Genomic DNA, 11,971 nt, shown 5'->3' with positions numbered 1-11,971 from the left:
AACAACCATCGCCGAATGGGCAGACGACTACAACCGATCGCGCCCACATTCGGCGCTCGGATACATCACGCCTGCGGCTTATGCCGCCAATCTCACCGCAACGGACGATCGGCTGCGCAACCCCGACCAGCTCCGCCGATCACCCGTTGCTCAACCCGCACCATACGGCGTAAAACCCGCCGAGGCTCTAACTGCAGCCGGATGAAAATTCAGTGGCAGGTCACTTTGACAATTTCATAGGCGATGTTCGCTGCAACGCCGAAGTTCTTGCCTTCGTCATAGGAAAGCTGGGTGTTGAACGAGGTCTTCTCGTTGATGGTGTAGGTGCCACCACCCCAGACCGCCCAGTTGCCGCTCCACTGCTTGTAGAAGCCACGACCGTGGGCGTCGATCGCGTTGCCGGCGTCATCCGTGAGGTTGTCGTCGGTGCCGTAGCCGCCCATGATGAACAGAGACAGGTTGTCCATCGGCTTGATGTCCAGGCGAACCTTGCCGGCCACTTCTTCATAGTTGCTGTCGTAAGCGACGACGCCGGTGATGGCGCCCCAACCCTGCGTGTACTTCACGCCGCCGACGACATGCGGAACGTAGCTGTCGATTGTGCCAATGTCGCCCGCGCCTTCTTCGAGAGAGACCACGGCCGAGAAGCCGTTGCCGGCGTCGAAATAGTACTGGACGACATTGGTGTCGAAGGCACCATACGGAACCAGCGTGTCCTGGATGACGCTGCCGGCGTAGCCGATGAAGGTGTCGAATGCCGATTCGTCCTTACCGACGCGCAGGCCACCGAGCTGGATCCAGGCGAATTTCAACGAAACGCCGGAGTTGCCGGCAGCGTTAGGGTTGAAGAAATCGTCGGTAGAATCAGCCGGAGTACCGTTGTTATTGACGGTGGCGTACCCCTGCCTGTTGCCGAAGTTGAAGCGGGTCTCGGTGTAGGTCTTCAAGGTGCCGAGTTCGGTTTCCTGGCCGGTCCAGGTCTTAAGCGTGAAGCGGGCGTTCTTGCGGTAGGTGTCGTTCTCGTCGCCGTCCTCGTGGTCGCCGGACGTTGCACCATCGAACGAGTCGACATCACCCACGCCGATATCGTAACGGACATAGCCGCCGATGCGCAGGCAGGTCTCGGTGCCGGGGATGTAGAAGTAGCCAGCGCCGTAGACGTCGCAGATCTTGACGTATTCAGCGGGTTCCGGCTCGGCGACGACGACGGCGTCGGCGGCGCGCGCACCGGAAACTGCGATCAGTGCCGCAGCGGAGCCGAGAAGAAGGCTCTTGATGTTCATTTTCTGACCTCTCCAGTCAAAGTTAAAAATGGTTTCGAATTTTGTGGCTGAACAGCAGCATTCCCCGCCTCACCCCAGATCGAAAAAGGCTCGCACCGCTCCCCCTTTTCGGCGGCGAACATACCCATCCGCGCTTGATCCTCAATGACTATTCCAGAAATAATGATGGTTTTTGCAACAGAATAACTCCGTGTTGCACAAATATCACGTGCATTTAATTCCCCAGACTGAAATGACACAAATGGCACATTGTCACCTTAAGTTAGAAGAGTACTTTTACGTTAGCCGGCTGTACAATTGCAGCCCAACGTTTTATCTGTCCATCTAGAAAATTCGAAGGGCAGAAGGAAGTTAAGCCAGCTTCATACGTGCTTCGTGCTGAGCAGCAACGACAACATCCGCCACCAAATCCTGTTTAAGCAACTCAATTGGAATACGGCCGTCGAGCACGGCGGCGGGGCCGATCAGCCAGTGCCATGCGCGCCGCGGATTCGGCATTGCAGACAACACTTCCGGATGCCGGCCTGCCATCGACGAACTGCGCCAGCGGAAACACATGTTTGCGGCCACCGGTCCGCAAGGCGACAACCCTACAGCTCCGCTGCCAACGATGCAGGGTCGAACGCGATATGCCGAAATTGTCTTCCAGGAATGTCGGTCCAGCCACCCGCCCCGCCCAGTCCTCCACCCGCATCGAATCGATGTCGTCTCTTCCGGCAGGCCGGCTTGGGACCTGTATGCTCCGGTCTCCAAACGCCGATGAGGCGGACGCCTCGGTGGTTTGGCCGGCGGCTTCCGCTGCCAGGAGCCTCACCAGCTGCAATACCCTGTCAGGCAATCTCTCCTGCATGGTATCGATCGCCCTGATGTCCGTCGGCGCAAGCAAGGCGACGGCGGCGGCAACGGCGCCGGCGACCCTGCCCGCTGCGACGATCGCATCACTGTTCGTCACCTCATTTTGCCGCGCCAGCACGCGCTGGATCTCAACAGCGACGGCGTTTGCAAACTCGGTCTGACGGTTGGGGTCGATGCGATTCCAAGTCCTGGTCATGTCCTAAATCTGGCTGCTTGCCCGTCGGTTCCGTGTTGCTCGGAAGTGGGTCTTTCGCAGAGCCTATAAGGAGCGTGTATGACGGAGGGACGACGAACGAGAACCGTCCAAGCGGCGACGTAAGGACCGGTCTGACCGCCTGTTGTATCAGAGCCGCGCGGTTTGACCTTAGCCGATCTCTACTGCGGAAATTCGAGCCCCATTTCACGGTAGCGCTCGGGATCGTCGCCCCAGTTCTCGCGCACCTTGACGAACAGGAAGAGGTGCACCTTCTGCTCGAGTATGCCTGCTATTTCCATGCGCGCCGCCTGGCCGATGGCGCGGATCGTCTCGCCCTTATGGCCGAGCACGATCTTCTTCTGGCTGTCGCGCTCGACATAGATGGTCTGGTCGATGCGCACCGAGCCGTCCTTCTTCTCTTCCCATTTCTCGGTCTCGATGTGGGAGGAATAAGGCAGTTCCTGATGCAGCCTGAGATAGAGCTTTTCGCGGGTGATCTCGGCCGCGAGCTGGCGCATCGGCAGGTCGGAGATCTGGTCTTCCGGGTAGTACCAGGGTCCGGCCGGCAAGGTCTCGGCGAGATAGTCGAGCAGGTCCTTGCAGCCGGACCCGGTCAGCGCCGAAACCATGAAGGTGCGCTTGAACGGCACCCTTTCGTTGGCTGCCGCCGACAATGCCAGCAACGTCTCGTGCTTGACCCGATCGACCTTGTTGAGGATCAATACCATCGGCTGCCGAACATCCTTCAGCCGCTCGAGGATGGCGTCGGCATCGCCCCGGATGCCGCGCTCGGCATCGATCAAGAGCAGCACGATATCGGCGTCCTTGGCACCGCCCCAGGCTGTGGTCACCATCGCGGTGTCCAGCCGGCGCTTCGGCTTGAATATGCCCGGCGTGTCGACGAAGACGATCTGCGCGTTGTTGTGGGTGGCAATGCCGCGCACGATGGCGCGGGTGGTCTGCACCTTGTGCGTCACAATCGACACCTTGGCGCCGACCAATTGGTTGACCAGCGTCGATTTCCCCGCATTGGGCGCGCCGATCAGCGCGACGAAGCCGGAGCGGGTAGCGGGAGCTTCTGTTGCCGGAGCTTCGGTGGCGATCATGCGGCACTCCCTTGATTGAGCCAGACGCCTTCCCGCTGCAGAAGTGCCGCGGCTGCAGCCTGCTCCGCCTCGCGCTTGGAGCGCCCGCTGCCGGTCGCCGGCGGATAGGCGCCGACCTTGACGCTGACGGTGAACAGCGGATCGTGGTCCGGTCCCTCGCGGCTGTCGATTATGTAAACTGGCACTGCGCCCGCCGCCTGATGCGCCCATTCCTGAAGTTCGGTCTTCGCATCGCGGCGGGCGGCGTCGATGGCTTGCGAGCGCGGCTGCCAGTATCTGTGGATGAAGGCGCGGGCCGCTTCCAACCCGCCGTCGAGATAGAGCACGGCGATCAACGATTCCAATGCATCGGCGCGCAGATTGACGCGCTTGCGGCCATCGAGGCCGCGTACGTCCGAACCGGCGCGAATAAGTTCCGGCAGGCCGATCTCCTCGGCGATCTCCGCCAGGGCCTCGGCGTTGACCAGCGCGTTCAATCTCAGCGATAGCTCACCCTCGGCGGCATCGGGAAATGCCGCCAGCAGCATATCGGCAACGACAAGGCCGAGAACGCGGTCGCCCAGGAATTCGAAACGTTCGTAGTCGATGCCGGCGTGACTGCCGCGAGCGCTGGCATGTGTCAGCGCCCGCTGCAGGCGCTGGTGGTTGCCAAAACTGTGGCCGGTGCGCTCCTTGAGCGCCTCGGCGAGCGCATCGGCGGTCAGCCGTTTCGTCGCCGCCATGGTCCTAATTGACGAAATGGAACAGGCGCGAGGCGCGCATCTGCGACGGCCATTTCCAGATTTCGAGCGGGCTGGCGCTGCCGGCGATCGAGAAGAAGATGAGGTTGGCGCGGCCGACCAAGTTCTCCTCCGGCACGAAGCCGACCGTGAAGCGGCTGTCCGACGAGTTGTCGCGATTGTCGCCCATCATGAAATAGTGACCGGGCGGCACCTTGAACTCTTTGGTATTGTCGCCGATCGAGGCCTGCGTCAGGTCGAGCGTGTCGTAGGTGACGCCGTTCGGCAGCGTCTCGCGATAGACATCGACCGGCCCGTTCTCCTCGGTGATGTCGCGGTTGTCGATCTGCCCGACCTTGACGCGCGGCACGCTCACGTCGTTGATGAAGAGCTGGCCATCCTTGACCTGGATCTTGTCGCCCGGCAGGCCGACGACGCGCTTGATATAATCGACAGAAGGATCCGGCGGAAACTTGAACACCACCACGTCGCCGCGCTTCGGCTCTGAGCCCCAGATGCGGCCCGAAAAGATGTTCGGCCCGAACGGCAGTGAATAGCGGGAGAAGCCGTAGGACCATTTGGTGACGAAGAGATAGTCGCCTTCGAGCAAAGTCGGCCGCATCGACCCGGACGGGATCGAGAACGGCTGGAACAGGAGCGTGCGGATCACCAGCGCAAGCAGCAGGGCCTGGACGATGACGCTGACGGTTTCGCCAAGTCCGCCGGATTTCTTCTGGGTTTTTTCAGCCACGCTCATGTCGTCCTCGATTGTGCGTTGGATGGTATAGAGTCTCGGCGCGCGCTGGGCAACGTCATGCCGGTGGTCAGATGCAATCAATGTGGCGCTTCTTCGACCGGCAACGCTTCAATGATCACAAAGGCTTGAGCGAGCGGAAAATCATCGGTTATTGTGAGGTGGATCACGGCGCGGTGCCCTTCAGGCAGGATTTCGTCCAGCCGCGCTGCCGCCCCGTTGGTCAGCGCCATGGTCGGCTTGCCGCTGGCCAGGTTGACGACCCCCATGTCGCGCCAGAACACACCCTGCGCCATACCGGTGCCCAATGCCTTGGCACAGGCTTCCTTGGCGGCGAAACGCTTGGCGAAGGAGGCCGCACGCGCCGCGCGGTTTTCGGAGCGCGCCTGTTCGATCTCAGTGTAGATGCGTTGGATGAAGCGCTGGCCATGACGTTCCAGCGACTTCTCGATGCGTCTGATGTCGATGAGGTCGCTGCCGATACCGATAATCATTCGGCAGGAACTTCCGGCCCGGTTTTTCCAGCCTTTGCGGCTCTTTCGGCCAGACGCTTGCGGCGCTGCTCGTGGAAAGTGACCATGCCCCAGCGGGTGATGCCGTAAAACAGCAGGCCGAAAACCAGGCCGAGCGGTATCGCGCCGATTGTCATCGGCTTCAGCACCGGTCCCCACAACTGCGCAAAGGAAAGATTATGCAGCATGTCGCCAAGATGGGCGGGCGGGCCATGCGCCGGCAGGTGTTCATGCAGGATCAGCTTGCCGACCTCCCAGGAGGCGGCCCATAGCAGCGGAAAGGTCAGGGGGTTGCCGAACACCGTGCCAAGTGCTGCCGCGACCAGATTGCCGGCGATCAGCCAGCACAGGATGGCGGCAATGATGAAGTGGAAGCCAAGCGGGAAAAACGACGCGAATACGCCCGCCGCAACACCGGCGGCCACGGCGTGCGGCGTGGCCCTAAGCCGCAGGATGCGCTTGGAGAAATACCGCAGCGAGCGCGAGAACGAGCGGCGCGGCCACAAATAGGTACGCACCCGCTCGAAAAAACCATCAGGCTTGCGCCGTCGAAAAAGCACTCTGTTCCTGTTCCTAGTTCCATTAATGACTTCGCGCCGGCTTTTCCCAGCCAGGGCGCGACAGCCCCATGCTGCGCTCTGCGGTCGCCGAAAAGCAACTACGACTTTGATATAGCGATGCGCTGGCCGAAGAACAACGAGGCCGAGGGCATCCGCTCGGCGGCCGGTCGCGCCAGCCCTGGGTGTCGCCGTTCTGAACAGGGTATGATCGCGGCGAATTTAAGGAGCGCCGCTTAGGATCGATATTCGCTGACCTCGACGAGGTTGCCATCCGGGTCACGGAAATAGACCGACATCATCGCGCCACGAGCGCCGACACGCTCGACGGGGCCGACCTCTATCACCACGCCATTGGCGGCGAGGCTGGCACATATCTCGACGAGCGGCCGGGCGGCAATCAAGCAGAAATCTCCGGCGCCCGGCGTCGGCGCCTTGGCCTTCGGCTCGAAGGTACGCCCGACCTGATGCACATTGATCTTTTGCGTTCCAAACAGCAGCGCCGTTGGTCGGTCCGGCTCGTCGAGGCGCTCGAAGCCAAGCACGCGCTGATAGAAGGCGCAGGTATCGTCCACCGAACGAACTGTCAGCACGAAATGATCGATGCCGGCAATCACGGCAGCGCCTCTTGACTTGTTTTTATGCATGTCGTTGTCCCAAAACCACCGCACACTTTTGGGCGACATGCATTAGATATTGCGGCTGCCCGGCTTGATCGCCGGTATGGCGGCGAGTTCGGGCGGCAGCCTGTCGGCCGGATAGGCCGGAACTTCATATTCGGCGAGCGCGATCAGCGGCACGCCGACATCGGTTTTGCCGGCCGAGCGGTCGATGATGCATGCAGCGGCAACGACATCGGCGCCAAGGCCGCGCAGGCAGTCGATGGTCTCGCGGATCGACAGGCCGGTGGTGACGATGTCCTCGACAATGACAACGCGCGATCCCTTGGCGATCTCGAAGCGGCGCAGCCTGAATTCGCCCCCTTCCCGCTCGACCCAGATCGCCGGCGCACCAAGATGGCGCGAGGTCTCATAGGCCGGGATCAGCCCGCCGATTGCGGGACCGACGACGTAGTCGATCCTGCCGGGCACGCCAGCGCGGATCTTTTCGGCCAGCGCCTTGCACAAGCGCTCGGTCTTGTCGGCATGCATGAAAACGCGCGCCTTTTGCAGGAAGACCGGGCTGCGCAGGCCCGACGTCAGGATGAAATGCCCTTCGAGAACGGCGCCTGCCTCGCGGAAAATGCCCAGCACTTCATCGGTGTTCATTGTTCGCTCCATGCCCATGGTGAATGGTGAATGGTGAATGGTAGTGAGAGCACCCTCTTTCACTATTCACGATTCACCCATTCACGCGTCGCGCGTCGCTGACGCTCGAATTGTCCTTTAGCTGCGACAGCAGCCGGTTCAAGTGCTTCAGATCCCACACTTCGAGATCGATCAGCATTTCTGTGAAATCGGGCGCGGTGCGCACCATCGACAAAGTGTGGATGTTGGCATCGTTGGATGCGACGACCTGTGCAATGTCGGCCAGCGAACCCGGTGCGTTGATGGCGGTGACCGAGACGCGCGCCGGGAATCGCTCCTTGGTGCGCTCGTCAATATCCCAACGCACATCGATCCAGCGCTCTGGCTGGTCGTCGAAGGCCTGCAGCGCCGGCGACTGGATCGGATAGATGGTGATACCGGTTCCCGGCTGCACGATGCCGACGATGCGGTCGCCTGGCACTGCCCCCTCCGGCGCGAAGCGCACCGGCAGATCGCCGCGCACACCGCGGATCGGCACCGCGTCGTCGCGCTGCTGGTTCTTGTCCTTGCGCGCGGCGCGGCCTGGAATCTGGAACAGCATGCCGGCGGCGTTGCGGATCTTCGACCAACCCTCCTCGCGCTGCTTGGGCGCGACCAGCGTGACGCGCTCGTCCTTGTAGTCGGGAAATACCGCCTTCATGACATCGGTGGAGGCAAGTTCGCCACGGCCGACCGAGGCCAGCACATCCTCGATATCCTTGCGCGCCAGCCGGTGCAGCACCGGCTTCAGATTTTCCTTGGTAAAGGTCTTGCCGGACCGTTCGAAGGCACGCTCCAGAATTCGGATACCGAGACCCGAATATTGCTTGCGGATAGCGTTCTTGGTGGCGCGGCGGATGGCCGAGCGCGCCTTGCCGGTAACGACCACCGATTCCCACGCCGCCGGTGGCACCTGCGCCTTCGAGCGGATGATCTCGACCTCGTCGCCGTTCTTCAGCTCCGTCATCAGCGGCATGATGCGGCCATTGACCTTGGCGCCGACGCAAGTGTCGCCGACATCGGTGTGGACGGCATAGGCAAAGTCGATCGGCGTGGCGCCGCGCGGCAGCGCGATCAGCATGCCCTTCGGCGTGAAGCAGAATACCTGGTCCTGGAACAGTTCCAGCTTGGTGTTTTCGAGGAAGTCCTCGGGATTGTCGCCTTCGGCAAGCTGCTCGATGGTCCGCCGCAGCCACGCATAGGCATTGGTTTCCTTCGAGATCGCATGGGCGGCACCATTCATCTTGCCGCCGGTATCCTTATAGATCGAATGAGCGGCGACGCCGTATTCGGCGATCTTGTTCATCTGGTAGGTGCGGATCTGCAATTCGACGCGCTGGCGCGATGGGCCGACGATGGTGGTGTGGATCGAGCGGTAGTCGTTCTGCTTCGGCGTCGAGATGTAATCCTTGAAGCGGCCGGGCACCATCGACCAGGTGGTGTGGATGGCGCCAAGCGCGCGATAGCAGTCCTCGACCGTCTCGACAACGACGCGGAAGCCGAAAATGTCGGACAGCTGCTCGAACGACAGCGCCTTGGCTTCCATCTTGCGGAATACCGACCACGGCTTCTTCTGCCGGCTTTTGACCTCGGCCTTGATCGAATATTTGTCGAACAGCGTGGACAGCGCCTTCTCGATCTCGGACAGCACGCCCTTGTTGCGCTCGAAGATTTCGGCGAGCCGTGCGGTGACGGCGCGATAGGCTTCGGGATTGATGAAGCGGAAGGCGATCTCCTCCAGCTCCTCGCGCATGCCCTGCATGCCCATGCGGCCGGCCAGCGGCGCGTAGATGTCCATCGTCTCTTCGGCAATGCGCAGGCGCTTGGCTTCCGGCACATGGTCGAGGGTGCGCATATTGTGCAGGCGGTCGGCGAGCTTGACCAGAAGCACGCGCACGTCTTCCGAGATCGCGAGCAACAGCTTGCGCAGGTTCTCCGCCTGCTCGGCCTTCTTGGAGACGAGATCGAGCTTCTTCAGCTTGGTCAGGCCTTCGACCAGCTTGCCCATTTCGGGGCCGAACAATTCGTCGATCTCGGCTCTGGTCGCCGTGGTGTCCTCGATCGTGTCGTGCAGCAGCGCAACGGCGATCGTCGCCTCGTCCATGTGCATTTCGGTGAGGATGGCGGCGACTTCGAGCGGATGCGAAAAATAGGGGTCGCCGGAGGCGCGTTTCTGGTGGCCATGCTTCTGCATGGCGTAGACATAGGCCTTGTTGAGCAGCGCCTCGTTGACGTCAGGCTTGTAGCGCTGGACGCGCTCGACAAGCTCATACTGACGCATCATGGGCGGGATCTCGCAATGCTGAAATGAATCATGCGCCGCACTGGCGTACGGCGCATGTCATAGATAGCCACGAAACTGCCGACGCGAAAGTGTCGGCAGTTATTGCTAAGATCAATAATCGTCGCTTTTTTCCGGCGGTACCAGACCTTCGATGCCGGCCAACAGGTCTTCTTCGGTCATGCGATCGAAGGTGACGTTGTCCTCGGCGTCGTCGGCATCGGTGGCCGCAACGGCACTGCCGGTCTGGTCGGCAATCGCCTCGCCGTCGGCTTCCGGCTCGTCGACCTCGACATGCTTCTGCAGCGAATGGATGAGATCTTCCTTGAGGTCGTCCGGCGACAGCGTCTCGTCGGCGATTTCGCGGAGCGCAACGACCGGATTCTTGTCGTTGTCGCGCGGTACAGTGATCTGCGCGCCCTGGCTGATCTGACGGGCGCGGTGGCCGGCCAGGAGCACCAGCTCGAAGCGGTTGTCGACCTTGTCGATGCAATCTTCAACGGTTACGCGGGCCATGAGTTGCCCCTTTCATGCCTGGATTTGATGGAAAACAGGCGCGGTCCATAACCCGAACGCCGCCAAAATACAAGCTTTTATGGCGGTGCGCAGCTCTGACGCGGGCCGCCTGCGACGACGCAGCGCCGATCACAATTGCTTGCGGTGCCGCATGGTGCCTTGGATTGCCGTAAAACTGGCGTTATCTCGAACGATGAAGGCCAACAGGTCTATTATCAGACCGGCCGATAGTCGCCACGCATTTAGACGACCGCTTATTTCGAAAAAGGACATTTTTCCATGTTCGATCCTCGTGAAAAAATCGCTCTCTTTATCGACGGTGCCAATCTCTACGCCACCTCGCGCGCGCTGGGTTTTGACATCGACTACCGCAAACTTCTGTCGAGCTTCCAGAAACGCGGCTATCTGCTGCGCGCCTATTACTACACCGCGCTGGTCGAGGATCAGGAATACTCCTCGATACGGCCGCTGATCGACTGGCTCGATTATAACGGCTTCAAGGTGGTGACCAAGCCGGCCAAGGAATTCACCGACTCGACCGGCCGGCGCAAGATCAAGGGCAATATGGATATCGAGCTGACCGTCGATGCGCTGGAGCTTGCCGACGTCGTCGACCATTATGTCATCTTCTCAGGCGACGGCGATTTCCGTACGCTGGTCGAGGCGCTGCAGCGGCGCGGGCGCAAGGTTTCGATCGTCTCGACCATGGCTTCGCAGCCGCCGATGATCTCCGACGATCTGCGCCGCCAGGCCGACCATTTCATCGACTTGATGGCGCTCAAGAATGAAGTCGGCCGCGATCCGTCGGAGCGGCCGGTACGCCGGCCCGAGCCGGCCGAAGTCGACGAGGAAGACTATTGACGGTCGTTGCCTTGACCGCGCCCCTGGTCGTCTCGCCCGAACCCGATCGCGACTGCCCGCTCTGCCCACGGCTGCACGACTTCATCGCCGAGTGGCGGCGGCGCGAGCCGTCCTGGTTCAACGCGCCGGTGCCGACCTTTTTGCCGCCGGAAGGCGAGGATGCGGTGCGCTTGCTGATCGTCGGGCTGGCGCCTGGCCTGCGCGGGGCAAACCGGACGGGGCGCCCCTTCACCGGCGATTTTGCCGGCGACCTGCTCTACAACACGCTGATCGCGCACGGCTTTGCGCGCGGCGAATTCAAGGCGCGACCTGATGACGGGCTGGAGCTTGTTGGTACGGCGATTACCAATGCGGTGCGCTGCGTGCCGCCGGATAACAAGCCGGTTGGCGCCGAGATAGCGACCTGCCGGACGTTCCTGGTGCCGACGATTGCGCGGTTTCCAAACCTGCGCGCCGTGCTGGCGCTGGGCTCGATCGCGCACCAGTCGACCGTGCGGGCGCTCGGCCAACGCGTCGCCGCCTATCCGTTCCGGCATGGCGGGCAGCAGCAGGCCAATGGCATCACGCTATTTTCCAGCTATCATTGCTCGCGCTACAACACCAATACCGGCGTGCTGACGGAAACGATGTTCGTTAATATCTTCAGTCAGATAGAAGCTTTTCTGAAGACATAGAGTCAGACGAGGCGCGCCGGCGCACAAGCGCCTAGATTCGGGCAATCGCGAACAACCAGGCCAGGAGATCCAGCAACCACAGAAACAGTGCAAGCTGCAGCGCGACGCGCAGGCGTTGGATGATCCGCCAATTGCTGGCCATGTCGGATTTGATGCGCAGCGCAAGTGCTCGGTGCATCCCATCCATGGTTGCGGGAGGATGCTGATCGACGAAATCCTGGAGCAGCTTCTCGGGATCGAAACGGAACGTATAGTTATAATATGGCCACACCATAATCGCACCAGCAGTCCGATAAGAAGAAGCAATGTCAGCGCCAGCCAGTCCCAAGGCCCTACGCCATCCTGGAGCGCCCTGCCTCCAAGGAGAGAAC

At 61.3% G+C, this 11,971-nt stretch carries 15 protein-coding genes and 1 pseudogene; 3 read left to right on the top strand and 13 right to left on the bottom strand.

From position 1 onward, the window contains the following. Positions 1 to 205, top strand: a 205-nt coding sequence (locus tag NKH13_RS23215) for an integrase core domain-containing protein (RefSeq protein WP_352914649.1), incomplete at its 5' end; no start/stop codon positions are given. A gap of 4 nt (positions 206 to 209) precedes the next feature. On the opposite strand, the gene NKH13_RS23210 is transcribed toward NKH13_RS23215, so the two are convergent. The 12 genes and pseudogenes from NKH13_RS23210 to rpoZ form a co-directional block, all read right to left on the bottom strand. Next, positions 210 to 1,283 carry a porin gene (locus NKH13_RS23210; RefSeq protein WP_352914647.1) on the bottom strand — a complete coding sequence of 358 codons (1,074 nt, stop codon included), beginning with the start codon at positions 1,281 to 1,283 and terminating at the stop codon, positions 210 to 212. Positions 1,284 to 1,634: 351 nt separating this feature from the next. Next, the gene (locus NKH13_RS23205; protein ID WP_352914646.1) at positions 1,635 to 1,841 is read right to left on the bottom strand and encodes a hypothetical protein; all 207 of its coding nucleotides are present in this window, start codon (positions 1,839 to 1,841) and stop codon (positions 1,635 to 1,637) included. A 22-nt stretch (positions 1,842 to 1,863) separates the two neighbouring features. After that, positions 1,864 to 2,334: pseudogene (locus NKH13_RS35680) on the bottom strand (antitoxin Xre/MbcA/ParS-like domain-containing protein); the annotation flags it as partial. A 179-nt stretch (positions 2,335 to 2,513) separates the two neighbouring features. Continuing rightward, positions 2,514 to 3,440, bottom strand: a complete 927-nt coding sequence (era, locus tag NKH13_RS23195) for a GTPase Era (protein WP_352914641.1) — start codon at positions 3,438 to 3,440, stop codon at positions 2,514 to 2,516. Beyond that, complete coding sequence (rnc, locus tag NKH13_RS23190) at positions 3,437 to 4,162, bottom strand: ribonuclease III (protein WP_352914638.1); 726 nt, start codon at positions 4,160 to 4,162, stop codon at positions 3,437 to 3,439. Before rnc ends, era begins: the two co-directional genes overlap by 4 nt. A 4-nt stretch (positions 4,163 to 4,166) precedes the next feature. After that, on the bottom strand, positions 4,167 to 4,916 hold the full coding sequence (gene lepB / locus NKH13_RS23185; protein WP_352914635.1) for a signal peptidase I: 750 nt from the start codon (positions 4,914 to 4,916) through the stop codon (positions 4,167 to 4,169). A gap of 77 nt (positions 4,917 to 4,993) precedes the next feature. Further along, a complete protein-coding gene (gene acpS, locus NKH13_RS23180; RefSeq protein ID WP_352914632.1) occupies positions 4,994 to 5,407 on the bottom strand; it encodes a holo-ACP synthase in 414 nt (137 codons plus the stop codon). Next, on the bottom strand, positions 5,404 to 5,985 hold the full coding sequence (locus NKH13_RS23175; RefSeq protein ID WP_023677769.1) for a DUF2062 domain-containing protein: 582 nt from the start codon (positions 5,983 to 5,985) through the stop codon (positions 5,404 to 5,406). The genes acpS and NKH13_RS23175 overlap by 4 nt, the downstream gene beginning before the upstream one ends. A gap of 233 nt (positions 5,986 to 6,218) precedes the next feature. Beyond that, positions 6,219 to 6,629 carry a VOC family protein gene (locus NKH13_RS23170; protein ID WP_352914629.1) on the bottom strand — a complete coding sequence of 137 codons (411 nt, stop codon included), beginning with the start codon at positions 6,627 to 6,629 and terminating at the stop codon, positions 6,219 to 6,221. Between the two features lie 42 nt (positions 6,630 to 6,671). Beyond that, positions 6,672 to 7,250: an orotate phosphoribosyltransferase gene (pyrE, locus tag NKH13_RS23165; protein ID WP_352914627.1), complete on the bottom strand. Its 579-nt coding sequence runs from the start codon at positions 7,248 to 7,250 to the stop codon at positions 6,672 to 6,674. Positions 7,251 to 7,323: 73 nt separating this feature from the next. Continuing rightward, positions 7,324 to 9,552: a RelA/SpoT family protein gene (locus NKH13_RS23160; protein WP_352467217.1), complete on the bottom strand. Its 2,229-nt coding sequence runs from the start codon at positions 9,550 to 9,552 to the stop codon at positions 7,324 to 7,326. Positions 9,553 to 9,663: 111 nt separating this feature from the next. Next, complete coding sequence (gene rpoZ / locus NKH13_RS23155; RefSeq protein WP_023719890.1) at positions 9,664 to 10,065, bottom strand: DNA-directed RNA polymerase subunit omega; 402 nt, start codon at positions 10,063 to 10,065, stop codon at positions 9,664 to 9,666. A 279-nt stretch (positions 10,066 to 10,344) separates the two neighbouring features. On the opposite strand from rpoZ, the gene NKH13_RS23150 reads away from it, so the two are divergent. Together NKH13_RS23150 and NKH13_RS23145 are read left to right on the top strand one after the other, a co-directional pair. After that, on the top strand, positions 10,345 to 10,926 hold the full coding sequence (locus NKH13_RS23150) for a LabA-like NYN domain-containing protein (RefSeq protein ID WP_352848761.1): 582 nt from the start codon (positions 10,345 to 10,347) through the stop codon (positions 10,924 to 10,926). Next, the gene (locus tag NKH13_RS23145) at positions 10,923 to 11,600 is read left to right on the top strand and encodes a uracil-DNA glycosylase (protein WP_352914624.1); all 678 of its coding nucleotides are present in this window, start codon (positions 10,923 to 10,925) and stop codon (positions 11,598 to 11,600) included. The genes NKH13_RS23150 and NKH13_RS23145 overlap by 4 nt, the downstream gene beginning before the upstream one ends. A 31-nt stretch (positions 11,601 to 11,631) precedes the next feature. On the opposite strand, the gene NKH13_RS23140 is transcribed toward NKH13_RS23145, so the two are convergent. Next, complete coding sequence (locus NKH13_RS23140) at positions 11,632 to 11,928, bottom strand: hypothetical protein (protein ID WP_352914621.1); 297 nt, start codon at positions 11,926 to 11,928, stop codon at positions 11,632 to 11,634. Positions 11,929 to 11,971 lie beyond the last annotated feature (43 nt).

This window comes from Mesorhizobium sp. M1348 (genome assembly GCF_040317925.1).
Taxonomy (GTDB): Bacteria; Pseudomonadota; Alphaproteobacteria; order Rhizobiales; family Rhizobiaceae; genus Mesorhizobium.
This window is presented reverse-complemented; position numbering and strand designations above follow the sequence as displayed.

What these genes read in the sequence shown, in the direction of transcription:
- rpoZ (WP_023719890.1), bottom strand. Translation starts at nt 10,065, where the DNA reads ATGGCCCGCGTAACCGTTGAAGATTGCATCGACAAGGTCGACAACCGC.
- pyrE (WP_352914627.1), bottom strand. Translation starts at nt 7,250, where the DNA reads ATGAACACCGATGAAGTGCTGGGCATTTTCCGCGAGGCAGGCGCCGTT.
- lepB (WP_352914635.1), bottom strand. Translation starts at nt 4,916, where the DNA reads ATGAGCGTGGCTGAAAAAACCCAGAAGAAATCCGGCGGACTTGGCGAA.
- NKH13_RS23210 (WP_352914647.1), bottom strand. Translation starts at nt 1,283, where the DNA reads ATGAACATCAAGAGCCTTCTTCTCGGCTCCGCTGCGGCACTGATCGCA.
- acpS (WP_352914632.1), bottom strand. Translation starts at nt 5,407, where the DNA reads ATGATTATCGGTATCGGCAGCGACCTCATCGACATCAGACGCATCGAG.
- era (WP_352914641.1), bottom strand. Translation starts at nt 3,440, where the DNA reads ATGATCGCCACCGAAGCTCCGGCAACAGAAGCTCCCGCTACCCGCTCC.
- NKH13_RS23170 (WP_352914629.1), bottom strand. Translation starts at nt 6,629, where the DNA reads ATGCATAAAAACAAGTCAAGAGGCGCTGCCGTGATTGCCGGCATCGAT.
- rnc (WP_352914638.1), bottom strand. Translation starts at nt 4,162, where the DNA reads ATGGCGGCGACGAAACGGCTGACCGCCGATGCGCTCGCCGAGGCGCTC.
- NKH13_RS23150 (WP_352848761.1), top strand. Translation starts at nt 10,345, where the DNA reads ATGTTCGATCCTCGTGAAAAAATCGCTCTCTTTATCGACGGTGCCAAT.
- NKH13_RS23160 (WP_352467217.1), bottom strand. Translation starts at nt 9,552, where the DNA reads ATGATGCGTCAGTATGAGCTTGTCGAGCGCGTCCAGCGCTACAAGCCT.
- NKH13_RS23205 (WP_352914646.1), bottom strand. Translation starts at nt 1,841, where the DNA reads ATGTGTTTCCGCTGGCGCAGTTCGTCGATGGCAGGCCGGCATCCGGAA.